The sequence below is a fragment of the Nocardioides sp. NBC_00850 genome (genome assembly GCF_045207335.1).
In the GTDB taxonomy this organism is placed as follows: Bacteria; Actinomycetota; Actinomycetes; order Propionibacteriales; family Nocardioidaceae; genus Nocardioides.
Genome location: NZ_CP108845.1, coordinates 2,392,988 through 2,412,633, shown reverse-complemented (window position 1 = coordinate 2,412,633; position 19,646 = coordinate 2,392,988). Strand labels below are relative to the sequence as shown.

Annotated in this window: 20 protein-coding genes and 1 tRNA gene; 6 read left to right on the top strand and 15 right to left on the bottom strand. The window is 69.5% G+C overall.

Annotated features, from left to right (window positions below):
* Positions 1 to 70 precede the first annotated feature (70 nt).
* From OH802_RS11850 to OH802_RS11835, 4 genes are all read left to right on the top strand, one after another.
* Complete coding sequence (locus OH802_RS11850; protein ID WP_406028085.1) at positions 71 to 598, top strand: flavin reductase; 528 nt, start codon at positions 71 to 73, stop codon at positions 596 to 598.
* Positions 595 to 885, top strand: a complete 291-nt coding sequence (locus tag OH802_RS11845) for a hypothetical protein (protein ID WP_406028083.1) — start codon at positions 595 to 597, stop codon at positions 883 to 885. The genes OH802_RS11850 and OH802_RS11845 overlap by 4 nt, the downstream gene beginning before the upstream one ends.
* Positions 882 to 2,150, top strand: a complete 1,269-nt coding sequence (locus OH802_RS11840; RefSeq protein WP_406028081.1) for an amidase — start codon at positions 882 to 884, stop codon at positions 2,148 to 2,150. Before OH802_RS11845 ends, OH802_RS11840 begins: the two co-directional genes overlap by 4 nt.
* A gap of 117 nt (positions 2,151 to 2,267) precedes the next feature.
* Positions 2,268 to 2,921, top strand: coding sequence for a response regulator (locus tag OH802_RS11835; protein WP_355226176.1), 654 nt, complete (start codon positions 2,268 to 2,270; stop codon positions 2,919 to 2,921).
* A 7-nt stretch (positions 2,922 to 2,928) separates the two neighbouring features.
* Here OH802_RS11835 and OH802_RS11830 read toward each other — a convergent pair whose 3' ends face one another.
* The 15 genes from OH802_RS11830 to OH802_RS11760 all read right to left on the bottom strand — a co-directional run bounded on the left by OH802_RS11830 (position 2,929) and on the right by OH802_RS11760 (position 14,956).
* The gene (locus OH802_RS11830) at positions 2,929 to 3,507 is read right to left on the bottom strand and encodes a nuclear transport factor 2 family protein (RefSeq protein ID WP_406028079.1); all 579 of its coding nucleotides are present in this window, start codon (positions 3,505 to 3,507) and stop codon (positions 2,929 to 2,931) included.
* A 242-nt stretch (positions 3,508 to 3,749) separates the two neighbouring features.
* Positions 3,750 to 5,411 carry a tannase/feruloyl esterase family alpha/beta hydrolase gene (locus OH802_RS11825; protein WP_406028077.1) on the bottom strand — a complete coding sequence of 554 codons (1,662 nt, stop codon included), beginning with the start codon at positions 5,409 to 5,411 and terminating at the stop codon, positions 3,750 to 3,752.
* 371 nt (positions 5,412 to 5,782) lie between these two features.
* Positions 5,783 to 5,855 (bottom strand) — tRNA-Ala (locus OH802_RS11820).
* 62 nt (positions 5,856 to 5,917) lie between these two features.
* Complete coding sequence (locus tag OH802_RS11815; protein ID WP_406028075.1) at positions 5,918 to 6,553, bottom strand: histidine phosphatase family protein; 636 nt, start codon at positions 6,551 to 6,553, stop codon at positions 5,918 to 5,920.
* 6 nt (positions 6,554 to 6,559) lie between these two features.
* On the bottom strand, positions 6,560 to 6,934 hold the full coding sequence (gene rsfS / locus OH802_RS11810; protein ID WP_091047921.1) for a ribosome silencing factor: 375 nt from the start codon (positions 6,932 to 6,934) through the stop codon (positions 6,560 to 6,562).
* Entirely contained in the window at positions 6,931 to 7,554 is a 624-nt protein-coding gene (gene nadD, locus OH802_RS11805; RefSeq protein ID WP_406029279.1) for a nicotinate-nucleotide adenylyltransferase, read from the bottom strand. Before nadD ends, rsfS begins: the two co-directional genes overlap by 4 nt.
* Before the next feature lie 77 nt (positions 7,555 to 7,631).
* Entirely contained in the window at positions 7,632 to 7,793 is a 162-nt protein-coding gene (locus OH802_RS11800) for a hypothetical protein (protein ID WP_160027856.1), read from the bottom strand.
* 30 nt (positions 7,794 to 7,823) lie between these two features.
* Positions 7,824 to 9,074 carry a glutamate-5-semialdehyde dehydrogenase gene (locus OH802_RS11795; RefSeq protein ID WP_406028072.1) on the bottom strand — a complete coding sequence of 417 codons (1,251 nt, stop codon included), beginning with the start codon at positions 9,072 to 9,074 and terminating at the stop codon, positions 7,824 to 7,826.
* 76 nt (positions 9,075 to 9,150) lie between these two features.
* Positions 9,151 to 9,561 (bottom strand): hypothetical protein, encoded by a 411-nt coding sequence (locus tag OH802_RS11790; protein ID WP_406028071.1) that lies wholly within the window; start codon positions 9,559 to 9,561, stop codon positions 9,151 to 9,153.
* Between the two features lie 51 nt (positions 9,562 to 9,612).
* Positions 9,613 to 10,518: a phosphotransferase family protein gene (locus OH802_RS11785; protein ID WP_406028070.1), complete on the bottom strand. Its 906-nt coding sequence runs from the start codon at positions 10,516 to 10,518 to the stop codon at positions 9,613 to 9,615.
* 24 nt (positions 10,519 to 10,542) lie between these two features.
* The gene (locus OH802_RS11780; protein WP_406028068.1) at positions 10,543 to 11,760 is read right to left on the bottom strand and encodes a phospholipase D-like domain-containing protein; all 1,218 of its coding nucleotides are present in this window, start codon (positions 11,758 to 11,760) and stop codon (positions 10,543 to 10,545) included.
* A 197-nt stretch (positions 11,761 to 11,957) separates the two neighbouring features.
* Entirely contained in the window at positions 11,958 to 12,911 is a 954-nt protein-coding gene (locus OH802_RS11775) for an electron transfer flavoprotein subunit alpha/FixB family protein (RefSeq protein ID WP_406028066.1), read from the bottom strand.
* Positions 12,912 to 12,932: 21 nt separating this feature from the next.
* A complete protein-coding gene (locus tag OH802_RS11770) occupies positions 12,933 to 13,724 on the bottom strand; it encodes an electron transfer flavoprotein subunit beta/FixA family protein (RefSeq protein WP_406028064.1) in 792 nt (263 codons plus the stop codon).
* Positions 13,725 to 13,835: 111 nt separating this feature from the next.
* Positions 13,836 to 14,171 (bottom strand): hypothetical protein, encoded by a 336-nt coding sequence (locus OH802_RS11765; protein ID WP_406028062.1) that lies wholly within the window; start codon positions 14,169 to 14,171, stop codon positions 13,836 to 13,838.
* Positions 14,172 to 14,176: 5 nt separating this feature from the next.
* Positions 14,177 to 14,956: an enoyl-CoA hydratase/isomerase family protein gene (locus tag OH802_RS11760; RefSeq protein ID WP_406028060.1), complete on the bottom strand. Its 780-nt coding sequence runs from the start codon at positions 14,954 to 14,956 to the stop codon at positions 14,177 to 14,179.
* Positions 14,957 to 15,096: 140 nt separating this feature from the next.
* On the opposite strand from OH802_RS11760, the gene OH802_RS11755 reads away from it, so the two are divergent.
* A complete protein-coding gene (locus OH802_RS11755) occupies positions 15,097 to 18,510 on the top strand; it encodes a M36 family metallopeptidase (RefSeq protein ID WP_406028058.1) in 3,414 nt (1,137 codons plus the stop codon).
* A 92-nt stretch (positions 18,511 to 18,602) separates the two neighbouring features.
* Positions 18,603 to 19,646, top strand: a complete 1,044-nt coding sequence (locus tag OH802_RS11750) for an NAD(P)-dependent alcohol dehydrogenase (protein WP_406028056.1) — start codon at positions 18,603 to 18,605, stop codon at positions 19,644 to 19,646.

The window sequence follows — 19,646 nt, the reverse complement described above, 5'->3', positions numbered from 1 at the left end:
GGAACTCTCGATTCCGCGTCGGGGCGACACTGCCTACGGTCGAGGTATCCGACCCGGTAGGAGGCCCAGGTTGTCCACCACGACCCATCCCGAGCTGACCCCGACCCAGCGCGCCTTTCGTGCCGCGATGTCGAATCTGTCGGCAGCGGTCAACATCGTCACCACCGACGGCCCGCGCGGGCCGGCCGGCATCACCGTGAGCGCGACGTGCTCGGTCACCGACAGTCCCCCGACCATGCTCGTCTGTGTCAATCGGTCCAGCTACACCCACGACTTCTTCGTCGAGAACAAGCGGGTCGCCATCAACGTGCTCGGCGCCGAGCACGAGCCGATCGCGATGCGCTTCGCCGGGGCGAGCGACGTCTCGATGGGTGACAGGCTCGCCGGGCCGGAATGGGAGCACGACAGCCACGGCGTCCCCGTGCTGCGCGATGCCGTCGCGACGGTCATCGGGCGGGTCGCGGACCACCGTTCGCACGGCTCGCACACGGTGCTCTTCGTCGAGGTCGACGCCGTCAACAGCCGCGACGACACCGGCGGCCTCGTCTACTTCCAGCGCCGCTTCCACACCCTGCACCCCACCGAGCTCTCCGCATGAGCCGAAGGAGCGCGATGATGATGGAGGCGGGGGCTCGGATGACGCTGATGTGCTACACCGACACCCACGGGTACGGCTGGCAGCACGTGGACCTCTTCGTCCACGACGCCTCGGGCCACGAGCTCAACTGGGTGCACTGGGAGGTCCCCGGCGACGGCCCCGAGATCGCCGACGAGGCCACCTCCGAGGTCGAGCCGACCCTGCGGCGCACCTCCGAATGGCGCCATGCCGTCTCCGCGAGCGGGATGGACTACTGGACCGCCGACGCCAGCTGGGAGGAGGCATGAGCACGTCGCTGTGGCAGCCGTGGTCGCTGCGTGATCTCGTCACCGACCTCGCCCGAGGCGCCACCACGCCGGCCGAGGCGATGGCCCGCTCCGCGGAGCGGATCGCCGTGACCGAGCCCGAGCTCAACGCCTGGGTCGTCCGCGAGGAGCCGGATCCCGGAGCCGGCGTCGCGCCGTTGGCAGGTGTGCCCCTGGGCGTCAAAGACATCATCGACGTCGCCGGCCTGCCGACCAGATGCGGCTCCGGGCTCCGCGCGGACATCCCGCCCGCCGACAAGGATGCCGCGATCGTCACCGAGTGGCGCCGGACCGGTGCTGTGCCGGTGGGCAAGACCGTGACCACCGAGTTCGCCTTCTTCTCCCCCGGCCCCACCGCCAACCCGGCCGCGACCGACCACACGCCGGGCGGGTCCTCCAGCGGCTCGGCAGCCGCTGTCGGCGCCGGGCAGGTGCCGCTCGCCCTGGGGTCGCAGACCGCCGGATCGGTGACCCGCCCGGCGGCGTACTGCGGGGTCGCTGCCCTGGTGATGACCAACGGTCGTTTCCCCGTCGACGGCGTCACCGGGCTGAGCCCGAGCCTCGACAGCCACGGCGTGTACGCCGCCACAGCCGGTGATCTCGCGCTGGCCTGGTCTGCGCTGAGCGGCGGGGTCGACGTCGCCCGACCTGGCACTCCCGGGCGAGGCGAGCCGCTGCGTGCGCTGCTCTGGTCGGCCTCCGCGATCGATGTTCTGGACCCGGCGATGCAAGGCGCCCTGGAGACCACCCGGGCGGCGCTGGAGGCGAACGGCGCCGTCGTTCGCGACTTCCCGGAGGAGCAGCTGGTCGCCGACCTCGCCGCCGCGCACCCAGTGGTCATGGCGTACGAGGCCGCGCGCGAGCGCTCCGCAGAGCTGGCCGCGGCCGACCAGCTGTCCGAGCCGTTGGCCGGGCTGCTGCGTACGGGTGCCGAGACCAGCCGGAGCGACTACGAGGCGGCCCTCGACGTGATCGCACGGGGTGGCGAGCGGGTCGCCGAGCTCCTCGGGGCGTACGACGTCGTGGTCGGTGCCGCAGCCCCTGGCCCCGCTCCCCGAGGGCTCGGCGCGACCGGTGACCCGGTGCTGAGCCGGCCGTGGCAGGCGCTCGGGCTCCCCGTGGTGACCGTCCCTGGGCTACGGGATGGCGCGGGCATGCCGCTCGGCATCCAGGTGGTCGGCCACCGCCTCGGTGAGGACCACCTCCTGGCCGCAGCGTGCAACGTCGAGCAAAGCCTGGTGTCCTGATCCTGGGCATATGGCCCGGGTCACACCACGAGGGATGAGTGAAATGCGATGACGAAACGGCCGGGTAACAGCGACGACGTACCGTCGACGACCATCCCCACGAACAAGGCGACACCGATGAGCATCACTGAACTCCCCCGGACGGACACCGCCGCCGCCACGCGCACTCCGGTCGTCCACATCGTCGACGACGACCACGACCTGCGACAGTCGCTGGTCTTCCTGCTGGAGACCGTCGGTATCGAGGCACTGACCTATCCCGACGCCACCACGTTCCTCGACGAGTACGACGCGACCGAACCGGCGGTCCTCATCGTCGACGTCCGGATGCCCGGGGTCAGCGGCTTCCAGCTGCAGGAGACGCTGCGCCAGCAGGACTACCCGGCCCCGGTCATCTTCTGCTCCGCGCACGGCGATGTGCCCATGTCGGTGCGGGCGATGCAGCACGGCGCCGTCGACTTCCTGGAGAAGCCCTACGACTCCCAGCAGATGCTGGAGGTCGTCCAGGAGCAGCTCCTCGAGGCGGGCAGGCGGTTCGCCGCCGATGCCGTACGCCGCGAGGTGCAGACCCGGGTCGACCAGCTCACCCCGCGCGAGCTAGAGGTCCTGCGCCTGGTCATCGACGGCCTGCCCAGCCAGCACATCGCCCGGGAGCTCGGCACCAGCGTCAAGACGGTCGACGTCCACCGAGCCCGGATCAAGGCGAAGACCTGCTCCGACAGCCTCGGCACCCTCGTCCGCGACGTGCTCCTCTACCAGGTGACCGTCTGAGCTCTGCTCAGGGCGCCATCAGCACCGACGCCGATGGGTAGGACTCCGCCCAGGTCGGCGAGAGCGGCGCGATGAAGACGTTCTCGGTCCGGGTCCGGCTGATCCGCCAGGTTCCGTCGACCCGACGGAAGGCGTTGTTCAGCCGGCTGGAGCGGAGCATCGCCGTGCCGTCGGAGAAGAGCCAGGGCTGCATGTGGATCCACTGGCCCTCGGCCTCGTCACCGTCGACGTGGATCTGCTCGGAGGTCAGGTAGTGGGCGTTGAGCAGCAGGGCCGGGTCCTGCTTCTCGCCCCAGAACCTCTCGAAGTGCGCGCGGATCGCGGCCTTTCCCTCGGCCTTCCCGAACTGACCGTCGTAGTACTCCCCGACGCCCTCCCAGACCGCGTCCTCGGTGTAGAGCTCCATGATCAGGTCGATCCGCTGGGCGTCATCGCTGACACCGAACTCCGGGCAGGGCGTGTCGCAGAGGAACATGTAGCGCGCCTCCAGCCGGCGGATCTCCGCCTCCGACTCGAGGGCCTCCACCCGGCGCAGCAGGGCCGTGATCGTGCCGGCGATCGTGTCGGTGTCGGGGGTGCTGGTCATGCTTCTCCTCGGGTCCATGCCTGTGGCGGCTGAACTCCCACGCTAGGAAGCCCCGCCGAGCCGCTCAAGTGGCAATGACCGCAGGTTGCTGAGGCAATCCCCTATCCCACCTCCACGGCGTCGATGCCCTCCAGGTCGAGATCGAGGCAGCGGACGCCGCCGTCCTGATCGACGGCGGCGTCCAGGCTTCCATCATCCCTCCCGCACTCGAGTCCCGTCCTCGACGAACCGGCCGCTGACCATCAGTTGCTCCGCTCCCGGACCTGCATGCGCTGCCGCTCGCGTGCCACGTCCTCGGCGAAGTCGCCCCAGTCGTTCTCGCACCGGAAGCTGCTCGCCTCCGTGGTGGGCCCGGCTCCGACATACCCGGCGATCTGGGGGTAGGGGCACAACGGCCTCGTCATCACGACCCGGTTCTCCGGACGGTCGTTCTCGTACTTGGTGGCGACCATCTGCTTCGGAGCGGTCCCCTGCTCGACCCAGGCCCGCACAGCCGACAGGGCGTCGAACGAATTGGGGCCCACGCCACCTCTGACGTGTCCGCCGCCGGGGATCATGAAGAGCCGGTAGAACTCCTGTACGTCTCGGAGAACCGAGCGCACGGTCGAGCCGTCCTGCTCGAGGAGGACTCGCGTGTAGTACTCGATCGGGAGGCTTCCCGACTGCATCGGGTCGTTCCATCCCTGAGTCATGATCAGCTTGCCGCCCCGGTCGGCGAAACCGGAGAGGTCGGTCCTGGTGGGATCGATCTTGGGGCTCAGCTTCTCCTCCACCAGCGCCACGTCCTCGTCCCAGTCGAAGCTGCGCCAATCCCACTCGGGGTCGTCGAACACGGCCCTGCCGAACAGCGGCTGCGGGTAGGAGGCGAGGTCCGGCCGCTCCGCCGCCAAGGACCACTCGGCCTCGCTGCCGTAGGCATAGCCCGGGTAGAGGTGCTCGCCGGTGCGCTGGTTGGTGACCGCGGCGTAGACGTGCTCGACCGTCCTGACCTGCTCGGCGCTCAGGCACCTCTCGCTCGCCCCGGAGCGGCACTCCAACTGCTTGATGTTGTACTGACAGTCTCGTGGGTCGTTGAGGAACGGGTCGCCCGCGACCCCGTCCCGGCCACCGCAGGCGGCCAGCACGGCGTCATTGAGCAGCTTGCGGTCGTTGGCTCGGAGCACGCCGTTCGGGTTCTCGACGGTGCGCTGCGCGTTCCACAGGACCGACATCATGACGTGGCTGTAGTCCATCCCCGGGCTGTGCGAGACGATGCCGTCGTAGTCGCCGGGGAAGAACTCCGCCTGATCCATCGCCTGACGACCGCCGGTGGAGCCGCCTTCGAAGTAGGAGTACCTCGCGGCCATCCCGTGGTAGGCGCTCAGGATCTGCTTGGCACGCACCGTCATCAGGTGGATCGAGGTACGTCCCCACATCTCGAGCTGGGTCGGGTTGCTGATCCAGGAGTTGGTCGAGTCGGACCTGGAGTGGCCCGTGTCGGTGGACGCGGTCGCGTAGCCCTCCGCAAGAGCCGGAGCCATCGCGCTGTAGCTGATGTTCCCGGCGAAGCCACCGTTACCCACTCCGAGGAACCGCTCGTTCCACGTGGCCGTCGGGATCCAGACCTCGAACTTCAGGCTCGGAGCGACTGTCGCGGCCACCCGGCAGAACTCGGGCAGATCGCGATGGACAGTGCCCTCCGCGTCCACGTAGTCACCGGCGGGAACGAGCTCGCTCGCCGTGATCTCGGTGTCAGGTACCGCGAGCTCGCTCAGCTCCTCGCAGCGAGCGCCGCCGGCGGCTGTGTCGGCGCTGGCAGCGCTGGGCGCTGCCCCGACGATCTGGAGACCGAGTGCGAAAAGGGACGCTATCCCGACGAGCACGCGCAGCGTGCCCCCGGAGCTCCCCGGCCGTCGAACAGTCATGGTTCCACCCTTCGAGGTTGCGAGTCCGGGCGGCGGCATGCTTGCGCCCAGCTCGTACGTTCACCAGTCCCGTAATCGGCTGAGCGGTCGGCGCTGACCAACTGATGTCGCCTCAGAATAGGAAGGCGATCACCACGGTCATACGGGAGAAATCCTTATCCGAGTAAGGCCTTCGAACCGGCGCGATCTCAACGGGACGGTGTGCTCATGAGCACGTGATGCGAACCTGTCTCGAGACAGAGATCCAGCCCGGAAGATGGCGACGGGAAGACGTTCCGAAACCGGAACAACAGATGTGCCTCAAAAGCGATCAAGCCGTGTTCTCAACCTTCGGTGAAGGTTCAGAACACGGCTCTGATCAGGTGTTTCGGTGGAGGTGAGGGGACTCGAACCCCTGACCCTCTGCATGCCATGCAGATGCGCTACCAGCTGCGCCACACCCCCTTGGCGTTGTCCCGGTGATCAACCCGGGCAACGAGAAGAACAGTAGCGGAATGCTCCCGCGATCACGAAATCGGGGTCCCCATTCCGTACGTCGCGAGTCGCCAGGGCGCCGACGGGATGAGTCCGTGAGCGGACTCCCGGACGGTGAGCTCGATCCAGGCACAGTTCGTCAGTGGGGCGAGGGTGGTGACGACGGACGGATCCCAGCCGAGGAAGGCGGCGAGACCCTGCCGGATGGCACCGCCGTGAGCGACGACCACGACGGTCTCGCCGGGCGCGACGGTCTCGGCGACGTCGTGGAGCGCGCCGCTGAAGCGTGCCGCGACCGTGGGCCAGGACTCGCCGCCGAAGGGCTCCCAGCTGGCCGGCATCTCCCCGAATCGCTCGAAGATCTCGGCGCGGTTCATCCCCTCGGCCTCACCCGCGCAGACCTCCCGCAGCCGTGGGTCGTACGCGGCCTCCAGGCCGGTCTCCTCGGCGACGTACGCAGCGGTCTGCCGGGCCCGCATCAGGTCCGAGGAGACGAGGCGGGTGACGGCGAAGGTCGTCCCGAGCGCGCGAGCGGCGGCCTTGGCCTGCTGGTGGCCGGTCTCGGCCAGCTCGATGTCGGTCTGGCCCTGGTAGCGGCCGTCGGCGTTCCAGCCGGTGACTCCGTGGCGGAGCAGGATGAGGCGACGGATCTCCGCAGGCTCGACCACCGGACCTCAGCCCTCGGAGACGATGTCGGCGGGCAGCGAGATCGAGGGGCAGTCACGCCAGAGCCGCTCGAGAGCGTAGAACTGGCGCTCCTCCTCGTGCTGAACGTGCACGACGATCTCGCCGTAGTCGAGCAGCACCCAGCGCCCCTCCTTGTGCCCCTCACGGCGCAGCGGCTTGGAGCCGAGGTCGCGGAGCTTCAGCTCGACCTCGTCGACGATCGACTGCACCTGCCGCTCGTTGGGCGCGGAGGCCAGCACGAAGGCGTCGGTGATGGCCAGCTGGTCGCTGACGTCGAAGGCCAGGATGTGCCCGGCCTTCTTGTCCGAGGCCGCCCGGGCGGCGGTGATGGTGAGCTCGATGGCGTGCTCGGTCGCGGTCATACGCGGTCCTTATTTCGGGGAGTCTTGGATTGAGGGGCCCTGGTTTCCGTGGGCCGGTAGAGGTCGTGCTTGCCGATGTACTGCACCACGCCGTCGGGGACGAGATACCAGACCGGCTCGCCACGGTGACGCCGCTCGCGGCAGTCGGAGGAGGAGATCGCCAGAGCGGGGATCTCGAGCATGGTGATGCGGTCGGAGGGGATCTTCGCGATGACCTCGGGATCCATGTTGTAGCCCGGGCGCGTGCACCCCACGAACTGGGCGAGCTCGAAGAGCTCGTCGGTGTCGCGCCAGGTGAAGATCTCGGCGAGCGCGTCGGCCCCGGTGATGAAGTAGAGCTCGGCCTCGGGCAGCGCCTTGGCGAGATCGCGCAGCGTGTCGATGGTGTAGGTCCGGCCGGCCCTGTCGATGTCGACCCGGCTGACAGTGAAGCGCGGGTTGGCGGCGGTCGCGATGACCGTCATCAGGTAGCGGTGCTCGGCTGGCGACACATCGCGGTCGGCCTTCTGCCACGGGTCGCCGGTGGGCACGAAGACGACCTCGTCGAGGTCGAAGAACGACTGCACCTCGGAGGCCGCCACCAGGTGGCCGTGGTGGATGGGATCGAAGGTGCCACCCATCACCCCGACGCGGCGCTTGCCGGTCAGGCCCTCCAGACCTGGCTCGGGCGCTCCCCCGCTGCCCATCTGATCAGCGCTCAGGAGTGCTCACGGCCACCGGCGAACCAGACCAGGACCAGGAGCGCGAAGACCAGGATCGCCAGGGCGCCGCCGCCGATGACCCACTCGATGCCAGAGGTGCCGTGCTCGGCCCCGTGCTCAGCGGAGGTGATGATGCTCGACACAACAGAGTTCGACATGGCGCACAGATTACCTTGCCCCGTGCCAGGTCAGCGCACGTGCCCGTCCCCGGTGACCACATACTTCGTCGAGGTCATCTCGGGCAGCCCCATCGGGCCCCGGGCGTGCAGCTTCTGGGTCGAGATCCCGATCTCCGCGCCGAAGCCGAACTCGCCGCCGTCGGTGAACCGCGTCGAGGCGTTGACCATGACCGCCGCGGAGTCGACGGCGGCGGTGAACCGCCGGGCCGCGCCCAGGTCCTCGGTCAGGATCGCCTCGGTGTGACCGCTCGACCAGCGCCGGATGTGGGCGATGGCGGCGGCGAGGTCGGGTACGACCGCGGCGCTGATCTTCAGCGCCAGGAACTCGGCCGCGTAGTCCTCGTCGGTAGCCGGCTCGACGAGGTCGTACGCCTGGAAGGCCTCGTCGCCGTGGATCTGCACCCCACGCTCCTGCAGGGCGGGGACGATCATGGGCAGGAAGTCCTTGGCGATGTCGGCGTGCACGAGCAGCGACTCGGCGGAGTTGCACACGCTGGTGCGCTGGGTCTTGGAGTTGACCACGATCGAGACCGCCTTCTCGAGGTCGGCGGCCTTGTCGACGTAGACGTGTACGTTGCCCACCCCGGTCTCGATGACCGGCACCGTCGACTCCTCGACGACGCTGCGGATCAGCCCGGCGCCACCGCGCGGGATGAGCACGTCGACCAGGCCGCGGGCCCGCATCAGCGCCTTGACCGAGTCGTGGCCCTCACCGGGCACGACCTGGATCACGTCGGCAGGGAGGCCCACGGAGACGACGGCGTCGCGGAGCACGGCGGCGATCGCCACGTTGCTGGACGCGATGTTGGAGGAGCCGCGCAGCAGCGCCGCGTTGCCGGACTTCAGGCAGATCCCGGCCGCGTCCACGGTCACGTTGGGGCGAGCCTCGTAGATCATCCCGACGACACCGAAGGGCACCCGCACCTGGCGCAGCTCGAGGCCGTTGGCGAGGGTGCTGCCGCGTACGACGTCTCCTACGGGGTCCGGGAGCGCGGCGAGCTCGCGGAGGGCGGCGGCGATGCCGTCGAGACGCTCCGGGGTCAGGGTGAGGCGGTCGATGATGTTGGCCGGGCTGCCCGAGGCCTCGGCACGGGCGACGTCGGCCGCGTTGGCCTCCAGCACCTCGTCGGCCCGCGCCAGGAGCGCGTCGGCCATCGCGTGCAGCGCCGCGTCCTTCACGCTGCGCGGCGCGACCGCGAGCTCGTAGCTCGCCTCTCGTGCCTTCGCCGCCACCTCACGGATCACTGCCTCTGCGCTCATACCAGAAAGCCTATGCCGTCCGGCGTACGCAGCCACCACCCCTTTCGCCGTACGGACCGGACCGCACGGCGAAGGGTCACTCCTCCTCGCCCAGCCCCAGCAGGACGCCGAGACCCCCGAGCGGGTCGTACGGGCTCTCGGACGGCTCCGGCGTCGCCATCGGCTCGCCACTCCCCGATCCGGAGGCCGAGGGCCGGACCTTCCGCGGCGCCTTCACCGGCGTCGGGTCGGCGGGCGCGCCCGTCGGTCCCGTCGAGGGCGACTCGCGCCGGTCCTGCTTCGCCGGCGCGGACGACGAGGTGCTCGCCGCCGGCTCGGACTCGGTCATAGCCGGATAGTCCACCGGCGGCTCATAGGACTTCCGCACGAACGCGATCCCCGATGTCGCACCTGCGAACAGCGCCGACAGCACTAGCGCCGAGATCCAGGGCGTCCAGCCACGCCACCAACCTCCGGCGGGGCCCCGAGCCCCGTCGAACTCACTCACTCCCACAACCATCCCCCAGGTTGCGCCGGCACCGTCCGGCGCGCTCCGATCCTAGCCGCGATCGGAGCCTTCCGGGGCGGTGTGGACATCCCCGGATCGTGCGATCTCGAGCAGGAGGTCGTGCGCCCGGGCGGCCACCGGATTGGCGGTACGCCGCGCGCCGAGCTCGACCAGTGCGACCAGGTCCGCGGCGCGGGCCAGCTCGAGAGCATCCGCGGCGCTGCCCCCGCGCACCGCGACGTAGCCCTCCAGTACCCCGGAGACGTACGCCGCCTCCCGATCGAACCGCAGCAGGTTGCCGAGGTCGGCGAACGGTGAGCCGGCGTGGGCGAACTCCCAGTCCAGCACCGCGCGGACGCTCAGCGTCTCCGGGTCCACGATGACGTTCTTGGGGTTGAGGTCGCTGTGCACCAGGCTCACCCGGGAGACCGTGTCGAGCCGGTCCTGGGCGTCGGCGGCCACGTCCCGCAGACCCTCCAGGTCGGCCGGTGACCAGTCGAGACGCTCGGCGTACGACTCGACCCACTCGGTCAGGTCCAGGGCGAACGCCTCGACCCGCAGGTCCTTGTCGGCGAAGGTCCCGGCGGTCAGGAACGGCATCCCGGCCAGGGTGCCCGCGACCTCTCCGAGGCAACGCCCGAGCCTGCCCTGCTGCGCCTCGTCCAGGTCGGGGAGCAGAAGGTCGCCGCGTACGCCCTCGACGAACTCGGTCACCAGCAGCCCGGGCGTGCCCGTGGCCGGGTCGGCGCGGCGTACCTCCAGGACGTCCGGGACCGGGACGAGGCCCCGCACCAGACGGTGCAGGGCCTCGTGGACCTCCGCGGCCTGCGGGTGGTGGCGCGGGTCGGCGAAGACTCGCACGACCGACCTCTCCCCGCCTGCCTCTGCCAGGAACGTCTCGCCCGACCAGCCGCCGTCGAGGGGCCGAAGGCCCCCACCGAGTTCACCGAAGCTCACCCGGCGAGGTTAGCGGCCCGACGGTCAGGCGCAGGGGCGGGTCTTCGGCTCCAGGTAGATCCGGTGCGTGGCCCGCGGGCTGTCCCACATCTTGTTGAACCGGGAGGTGTAGGCGGTGTAGTAGCTCTTCGAGGTGAACCGGAAGGTGACCTCGTCGTTGCTGAACGACGGCGGCGACCAGTTCTCCGAGCCGGTCCAGACACTGTAGGTGCCCCTGTCCGCGTAGCGGCCGTTGACGCTCATCCACTTGTAGTGGGAGTAGCAGCGCGAGCCGTAGACGATGTTGTCGCCGCTGGTCGACTTCTTCTGGCCCCAGTCCCAGGCGGCGTCGCGCGCGGGGATGCCGACCGCCCTCAGCTTGCGGTAGACCGCGTTGTTGGTGACCGAGCCGATCACCCGGACCACACAGCCGCGCTTCTTCAGCCGGACGACCTCGTCGGCGATGCGCTCGCCACGGCGGCCGTACCACGCGTACATGTGGATCCGCAGGATCGTCTTGCCCTTGGTGCCGTATCCGCTCGGCGCGCTGCAGCCGATCAGCCGCAGCCGGTCGATCACCCGGTCACCGGTGCCGCGGGCGTAGATCTCGTCGCTGGTCGCGCCCGGCCGCTGACGCTGGAAGCCGACGGAGGTGCCGCCACCGGACCACGACACGTAGCGCGGAGTGGCCTTCTTGTCGGCCTTGAGCTCGTTGAACATCCGCAGCCAGGTCTTCCACAGGCTGTCGTTGGCGTAGATCGTCTGGGCGTCGTTCCACTGCGAACCGGCCGCGCCGCCACCGAGGTTGCCGGAGCTGTTGATGATGACGTTGCGCTTGGTGCCGATCTGGGTGAACGAGTGGATCTTGATGTGCAGGTTGCCCGTGTCATAGCCGCGGCAGGCGCCGGCGCAGCCGTAGATGAAGCTCGGCCGGGAGCGCGTGGTGCCCAGACGGCCGGCCAGCTTCCGCTCCCCGCTGCTCCACATCTTCCGGTTGACCAGGATCTGCACGTGTACGCCACGCTTGTGTGCGGCGATGAGGTGATCGACGGTGTCGGCGCGGTCCAGGTTGTAGGTGACGAACCGGATGTAGGAGCCCTTGGCCGCGTAGCGGATGCTGTTGTTGATCCGGTGGACGATGAAGTTGCGCTGCCCCGAGTCACCGGTCGGGTTGTTGAAGAACGGCCCTGCCGGCGGCGACCAGGTCGCCGCGGTCGCCGGCGCCGAAACCACGGACATCGTCGCCACGACCAGGGCAGCCACGCAGCCAGCCACAGCCGAAGCGATCGAGATCTTCCGGGTCGTCCTCGACCTCAGCGCATTCACCCACATGCGGCCGGACTATACCCAGCGACGTATGGCCCGCAACGACAATTCCCAGAACAAGATGCCAAACCGAAAGAAACCCGCCTCCGAGCCGTGCTCGGAGGCGGGTTTTCAGGACGTACGTCACACCTTGATCAGCCCTTAGAGGCCTTCACAGCCTCGGTGACGGCAGGGAGAACGGTGTGCAGGTCGCCCACCACACCGAAGTCGACGAGCTCGAAGATCGGCGCCTCCTCGTCCTTGTTGACCGCGACGATGGTCTTCGAGGTCTGCATACCGGCACGGTGCTGGATCGCACCGGAGATCCCGTTGGCCACGTAGAGCTGCGGGGAGACCGTCTTACCGGTCTGGCCGACCTGGAAGGTGTGCGGCATCCAGCCCGAGTCGACCGCGGCACGCGAGGCACCGACAGCGGCACCGAGCGCGTCGGCGAGACCCTCGACGGCGGAGAAGTCACCGCCGGTGCCACGACCACCGGAGACCACGATCGCGGCCTCGGTGAGCTCGGGGCGACCGGAGGCCTTACGCGGCTGGGAGGCCACGATCTGGGCGGTCTTGGCGGCGTCGGAGATGGTCACCTCGAACGGGGTGACCGCAGCGGCGCCGGCCTTCTCGACCGGAGCGGCCGAGTTGGGCTTGACCGTGATGATCGGGGTGCCCTTGGTGACCTTGCCCTTGACCGTGAAGTTGCCGGCGAAGACCGACTGGGTCGCCACACCGGACTCGTCGAGGTCGACCGCGTCGGTGATCAGACCGGAGTCGAGCTTGATCGCCAGACGGGCGGCGACCTCCTTGTTCTCCGCGGAGGAGGGCAGCAGGATCGCCGCCGGGGAGGCGGAGCCGGCCAGCTGCGCGAGCGCCTCGGCCTTCGGGGCCACCAGGTAGCCCTTGATCTGGGCGTCGTCGATGACGTAGACCTTCTCGGCGCCGTAGCCCTTCACGGCCTCCGCGGCACCAGCGGCGCCGTCGGCGCCACCGATGTAGACAGCGGAGGGCTCGCCGAGCTTGGCGGCCAGGGTGAGCAGCTCGTAGGTCGGCTTCTTGACCTGACCACCAACGTGGTCGATGAGAACGAGAACTTCAGCCATGATTCAGAATCCTTCCCGGCCTCAGATGAACTTCTTGGACGCGAGGAACTCGGCCAGCGCCTTGGCGCCCGAGCCGTCCTCGTCGGTGACGATCTCACCGGCGGTGCGCGGCGGGCGGGCCGCCGTCTCCTCGACCGCGGTGTAGGCGGCAGCCAGACCGACCTGGGCGGCGTCGACACCGAGGTCGGCCAGCGACCACGTCTCCAGCGGCTTCTTCTTGGCCGCCATGATGCCCTTGAACGACGGGTAGCGGGCCTCGCCGGACTGGTCGGTGACCGAGAGGACCAGCGGCAGCGTGCCGCCGATGACCTCGGTGGCCACGTCGCCGTCACGCTTGATGCGGATCTGGTCGCCCTGGGTCTCGACGACCGAGGCCAGGGTGACCTGCGGCAGACCGAGGCGCTCGGCCAGCATCGCCGGGACGACACTCATGCCGGCGTCGGTCGAGGCCAGACCGCCGACCACGAGGTCGACCGGACCGAGCTTCTCGATCGCCTTGGCCAGCACCAGCGAGGTGGCGATGGAGTCCGAGCCGGCGATCGCGTCGTCGACGACGTGGACACCCTTGTCGGCACCCATCTGCAGCGCCTTGCGCACGGCGGCCTCGGCGGCCTCCGGACCAACGGTCAGCGCGGTGACGGTGATCTCCTCACCCTCGCGCTTCTCCTTGATCTGCAACGACTGCTCGACGGCGTACTCATCGAGCTCGGAGAGCAGACCGTCGACGTTCACGCGGTCGACGGTGAAGTCGTCCTCGAACTGCCGGTCCGCGGTCGCGTCCGGCACGTACTTCACAAGCACAACAATGTTCATGATGGTGCGGCCTTGCCGGCCCCTCCTGGAATGGTCGTAGTTCGCCAGCGATGTTACCCGTCAGTCACATACGGATGACAGGTGCCTACGCGTTGAGAATGTCACATGGGCTCAGGGCCGGATCACACCGGCCACGATGCGGCCGACGATCAGCCACGCCAGCGCACCGATGCCCCAGTTGAAGAGCGCGTTCTTGATATCGGCGTCCTCACCGCTGAACTGCTTGATGCCGTTCTCCCGCGAGAACAGGCCGAGATCGGCGATGTCGGCGAGGTGGAGGATGAACGCCACGAGGGTGTTGTCCTGGTTCGCCTTGAGCGCGATCAGCAGCGCTCCGATCGCCAGCGCCAGCGCGGCGAGCAGCGCGATCGCCCAGACCACCCTGGAGGCGTAGGACCGGATGGTGTGGACCATGCCCGGGCCGGTGGACGTCTTGGTGTCGGACACGAGATTCACTTCCCTTCGAAGTTGGCTTTGCCGGGGCCGTTCTCCAGGAACGATGCCATCCCGGTCTGGGAGTCCTTCGTCGCGAACACGCCGGCGAACTGCTGCTGCTCGATGGCCAGCCCGGTGGCGAGGTCCACCCCGAGCCCCTTGTCGATCGCCCTCTTCGCCGCCGCCAGAGCGTACGGTGCCGCCTTCTTGAACTGGCTCGCCCACGCGAGCGCCTCCTCATAGACCGAGGCCGCCGGTACGAGCCGGTCGGCCAAGCCGATTGCAAGCGCCTCGTCTGCCTTGACGAAGCGGCCCGAGAAGATCAGATCCTTGGCCTTGGACGGCCCGACCAGCCGTGCCAGCCGCTGGGTGCCGCCGGCGCCAGGGATGATGCCGAGCAGGACCTCCGGCTGACCGAAGGTCGCGTCGTCGGCGGCGATCCGGAAGTCGGCGGCGAGCGCCAGCTCGCAGCCTCCACCCAGCGCGTAGCCGGTCACCGCGGCCACCACCGGCTTGGGGATCTCCGCGACGGCCGTCACCGCGGCCTGCACGCCCGCGACCCGCTTGGCCATCTCGGAGTAGGAGAGGCCGGCCATCTCCTTGACGTCGTTCCCGGCGGCGAACAGCCTCTCGCCCCCGTAGACCACGACCGCGCGTACGTCATCGTCGGCTGCCGCCTCGGTCGCGACCTCGAGCAGCTCGGCCTGCACCTGGAAGCTGATCGCGTTCATCTTCGGCCTGTCGAGCCGGATCGTGCCGATGCCGTCCTCGACGGTGAGGTTGACGAAGTCACCCATCGTGGCGCTCCCCTGTCTGTGAAGGCGGTTACATGTGTCCGGAACACTATCGGGTGCCTTCCATCTCTGGTGTGCCGGTTCGCGGTACAGGCGTTGCGTGTATCGCGTAACCCCAGCCGGTAAAGGGACGTTTCAATAACATGACCGATATTCGTTCCAGCCGCGCCAGGGTGAGCCTCGGTGCCGCGCTGAGCATCGCCCTCGGCGTACTCGTGCTGGTGACGCCGGTCTCGGGTGCCGCGCTCTCCACTACCGATGACACTGCCAACACCATGGCTGAGGCGGCCCGCTCCGGCGGGCTGCTCGGTCACGAGGCCGATGCCGGCCCGGACGTACGCGACCGCGTGCTGCCCACCTCGACCCAGGAGTCCGCGGCCAAGGCCCTGGACGCCGTCGACATCCGCTGGAACGCCCATGGGACTCCGACCTCGCTGATCTCCTCCGACGGCGTGCTGGCCACAGCCGGCTCCTCGGACCCGGTCGCCGCTGCCCGGGGCTTCCTCGACGACAACGCGCCGGTCTTCGGGCTCAGCGCAGCGCAGCTTGGCGACCTCGAGCTCGTCAGCGACCAGAAGCTGGCCGGCGGGGGCGGTCATGCGGTGCTCTTCCGGCAGACCTACGACGGCCTGTCCGCCGCCACCGAGGGGATGGTCACCGTGGGCGTGGCCGACGGCGCCATCACCTACGTCTCCTCCTCGCTGTCCAAGGTGACCGGCACCCCGGCGAAGGCCGAGCTCACCCCGACCGAGGCGTGGCTGAAGGCGGCGGCCGCGGCCGGGCGCCCGATCTCCGGGTCGAAGGTCGGCGAGATCGTCACCGACGCGGCCGCGAAGCTGACCGACTGGACCAAGCTGACGGTCCCCGGCCTGGCGACCGACCAGCTGGTGCGGCTGCGGGCCCTCCCCGTCCCCGGCGAGGGCGTACGTCCCGTCTTCCAGGCCACCGTCGTCGACTCCGCCGCCGCCACCCTGCTGGGGCAGACGGTGCTGGTCGACGCGGTCACCGGCGAGGTGCTCCTGCGTCGCGACAACGTCGACCACGAGAACGACGTCGAAGGCCCGTTCACCGGCACCGCGCTCGGGGCCTGCGGCCCGAAGCACACCTTCGAGATCTCCGACGACAAGACCCGCACCCTGGCCGCGGTCGCGATCGGGCTGCCGACCGACGACTTCACCGTGAAGCTCTTCGCGCCGGACGGGAAGCTGCTCGTGGAGGGTGACCTGCTCACCAGCCCCGAGACCGCGACCTACACCGCCGAGAAGATCGACCCCGGGACGTACGCGGTCCAGGTGTGCCCCTTCGACGACTCGCTCCTCATCGGCAGCTACACGGTCACCGTCGCGTCCTCCGATGCCGGCGCGGAGACCGGTGACCTGCCGGGCAGCAACCCGCGCTGGTCCTACTTCCCCGGCACTCCCGACGCCGCCTCGACCGGCGGTGAGGCGGTCCCGGCCAACGACGTGATCGCGTGCTGGACCAAGGTGGCCGAGTGCACCGGGCCGGAACTGAAGAGCCTGGCCAACGCCGGCCCGTGGGACACGCTGCTCAACACGGCAGTCGGGGTGCCGAGCCTGACCACGATCGGCAACAACGCCAACACCCACGAGGGCTGGCTCTCGCCGCTGGCCGCCGGTGGCCTCGAGCAGGCGCCGATCTCGCCGGTGCGCGACTACACCGGCACGTTCACCGACGCCTGGAACAACTCCAAGTGCGCCCCGACCAACCTGGGGCCGGGCGGCAACGACGTCAACTACGTCGTCGGCAACCTGTTCGCGAGCCACAACCGGATGCACGACTGGTCCTACTTCCTCGGCTTCACCGAGGAGAACTACAACCTGCAGACCGACAACCTCGGCCGTGGCGGCCGTGGCCTCGACGCCGAGGTCGGCAACGCGCAGGCCGCCGCGCTCGACTCGCAGATCATCGAGCAGACCGGGCTGCTGACCGGTCGCAACAACGCCAACCAGCTCACCCTGATGGACGGCGTTCCGGGCGTCACCAACCAGTACCTCTTCCAGCCCGCCGCCGGCGCCTTCTACGCGCCCTGCACCGACGGGTCACTGGACTTCGGGATCGTCGGCCACGAGTACACCCACGCCATCTCCAACCGGATGGTCGGTGGCCCCGACGACGGCCTGACCTCCGAGCAGGGCGGCGCGATGGGTGAGTCCTGGAGCGACCTGGCCGCGGCCGAGCACATGTTCGCCCACGACCTCTACAACGGCGGCAGCCCGTGGGCCGTCGGCTCCTACGCCACCGGCAACACCGACGTCGCGATCCGCGACTTCGCGATCGACAAGAACCCGCTCAACTTCTCCGACTACGGCTTCGACAGCACCGGGCCCGAGGTCCACGCCGACGGCGAGATCTGGAACGGCACGATGTGGTCGGTGCGGCAGGCTCTGGTCGACAAGTACGACGCGGCCTTCCCCTACGCCGACAAGGCCCTGCAGCGGCGCTGCTCGGTCGGGACGACGACCGCCTCGCCGCTGGCCGCCGACAAGTGCCCCGGCAACCGCCGCTGGATCCAGCTGGTCTTCGACTCGTTCCTGCTCCAGCAGGGTGCGACCTCGATGCTGGACGCCCGCGACGCGTTCATCGCCGCCGACCAGATGCGCTTCGGCGGCGCAAACCGCCAGGTGATCGCCGATGCGTTCGCCCGGCGCGGCATGGGTCAGTACGCCACCACGACCGCCGACAGCGACGAGCCGACCCCGAGCTTCGCCTCGCCGGCCTCGCGCAACGTCAAGGTCACCTTCACCGCGCCCGCACCCGGGAACGTCTACGTCGGCCGCTTCGAGGCGCGGGCGACCCCGATCGCCGACACCCTCTCCGACACCGCGCTCGGGTCGGTGGCTCACTTCGTGCCGGGGACGTACGAGCTCCTCTACGTCTCCGCCACCGGGGGCGCCCAGCGCAAGACGGTCACGGTCTCCCCCGCGGAGATCACCAAGACCGTCTCGTTCGCGACCGGGACCAACCTGGCCGCAGCCGCCAACGGCGCCAAGGTGCTCACCTCGACCGAGGGCTCGCGCAACCCGGGCGCCCTGATCGACGGCACCGAGGGCACCAACTGGGGCGGGGTGACCGCGGACAACGTGGACACCACCACGCCCTCGATCGCCGTGGACCTGGCCGGCGGGACCCGCACGGTGAAGACGGTCAACGTCAGCGCCTACCTGTCGCCGGCGACCGACACGGACGCCGACTCGGGGTCGCGCTTCACCGCGCTCCGGAAGTTCGCCCTGGAGGCGTGCGTCTCCGCGTGCGACACGGCCGGCGCGACCTGGAAGCGCTTCTACACCTCGCCCGACGACGCCTTCCCCGGAAAGCGCCCGAGGCCGGTCGCGCCCAACCTCAACCTGCGCACCTTCGACGTCCCCGACACCTCCGCAGCTGCGGTCCGTCTGGTGGCGTTGGAGAACCAGTGCACGGGCTATGCAGGCTACGCCGGCGAGCAGGATGCCGACCCGCTCACCACGACCGACTGCAAGACCGGCTCCGACCGCGGCACCATCGTCCACGCCGCCGAGCTGCAGGTCTTCGGGCAGTAGCCGGACCCGCGTCTACCCTGGCGTCCCCGCCGACGCCAGGGTAGAACGGGACGCAACGGCGGGCGGGGGTCCTGCCGGTCTGGAGATCGACGATGAAGGCTCTGAGGTACGTCACGATCGGCGCTGCGCCGGAGATCAGCGAGGTTCCGGTGCCGGAGCCGGCGCCGGGCCAGGTGCGGGTGAGGATCACCGCGGCCGGCGCCTGCCACTCCGACTCCTTCCTGATGGGCCTGCCGGAGGATGCCTGGCACTCGTTCGGCTACCCGCTGCCGATGACGCTCGGCCACGAGGGCGTCGGGGTCGTCGACGCCCTCGGCGACGGAGCGCACGGGATCGAGCCCGGTGAGCCGGTGGCGATCTACGGGCCGCAGGGCTGCGGCCGCTGCTATCCCTGCGCGCAGGGCAAGGAGAACTACTGCGAGCGCGCCGCCGAGCTCCACATCAGCCCACCAGGGCTCGGCACCGACGGGACCATGGCCGAGTACGTCCTCGTGCCGGACGCCCGCCACCTGCTGCCACTCGGTGACCTCGACCCTGTCGCCAACGTGGCGCTCACCGACGCCGGCCTGACGCCCTACCACGCCATCAAGGGCTCCCTGCCCAAGCTGGTCGGCGGCTCGACCGCCGTCGTGATCGGCGCGGGCGGCCTCGGCCACGTCGCGATCCAGCTGCTGCGGGCCCTCTCCCCCGCGACCGTGATCGCGCTCGACCTCAGCGAGGACAAGCTCGCCCTGGCCACCGACGTCGGCGCCCACCACGCCTTCCTGTCCGACAAGACGGCCGCCGACAACATCCGCAAGGTGGTCGGCGCCCGCGGCGTCACCGCCGTCTTCGACTTCGTCGGCGCCCAGCCGACCGTCGACCTGGCCGCGTCCGTGATCGGTGTGGAGAGCGACCTGGTCATCGTCGGCGTCAACACCGCCAGCGCCCAGGTCGGCACACTCTCCAAGCCGTACGACGCGGTGATCCGGGCTCCGTACTGGGGCTCGCGCTCGGAGCTGATGGAGGTCTTCGACCTCGCCCGCGCCGGGCTCGTGCACGTGGAGACGGAGCGATTCTCCCTGGACGAGGCACCGGAGGCGTACCGGCGACTTCACGAAGGCACGCTTCGCGGACGCGCCGTTGTCGTCCCCTAG

Coding starts and splice junctions, on each gene's coding strand:
- OH802_RS11835 (WP_355226176.1), top strand. CDS start 2,268: ATGAGCATCACTGAACTCCCCCGGACGGACACCGCCGCCGCCACGCGC.
- OH802_RS11760 (WP_406028060.1), bottom strand. CDS start 14,956: ATGGGTGACTTCGTCAACCTCACCGTCGAGGACGGCATCGGCACGATC.
- OH802_RS11750 (WP_406028056.1), top strand. CDS start 18,603: ATGAAGGCTCTGAGGTACGTCACGATCGGCGCTGCGCCGGAGATCAGC.
- OH802_RS11830 (WP_406028079.1), bottom strand. CDS start 3,507: ATGACCAGCACCCCCGACACCGACACGATCGCCGGCACGATCACGGCC.
- OH802_RS11755 (WP_406028058.1), top strand. CDS start 15,097: ATGACCGATATTCGTTCCAGCCGCGCCAGGGTGAGCCTCGGTGCCGCG.
- rsfS (WP_091047921.1), bottom strand. CDS start 6,934: ATGACCGCGACCGAGCACGCCATCGAGCTCACCATCACCGCCGCCCGG.
- OH802_RS11845 (WP_406028083.1), top strand. CDS start 595: ATGAGCCGAAGGAGCGCGATGATGATGGAGGCGGGGGCTCGGATGACG.
- OH802_RS11800 (WP_160027856.1), bottom strand. CDS start 7,793: ATGTCGAACTCTGTTGTGTCGAGCATCATCACCTCCGCTGAGCACGGG.
- OH802_RS11770 (WP_406028064.1), bottom strand. CDS start 13,724: ATGAACATTGTTGTGCTTGTGAAGTACGTGCCGGACGCGACCGCGGAC.
- OH802_RS11775 (WP_406028066.1), bottom strand. CDS start 12,911: ATGGCTGAAGTTCTCGTTCTCATCGACCACGTTGGTGGTCAGGTCAAG.
- nadD (WP_406029279.1), bottom strand. CDS start 7,554: ATGGGTGGCACCTTCGATCCCATCCACCACGGCCACCTGGTGGCGGCC.
- OH802_RS11825 (WP_406028077.1), bottom strand. CDS start 5,411: ATGACTGTTCGACGGCCGGGGAGCTCCGGGGGCACGCTGCGCGTGCTC.
- OH802_RS11795 (WP_406028072.1), bottom strand. CDS start 9,074: ATGAGCGCAGAGGCAGTGATCCGTGAGGTGGCGGCGAAGGCACGAGAG.
- OH802_RS11840 (WP_406028081.1), top strand. CDS start 882: ATGAGCACGTCGCTGTGGCAGCCGTGGTCGCTGCGTGATCTCGTCACC.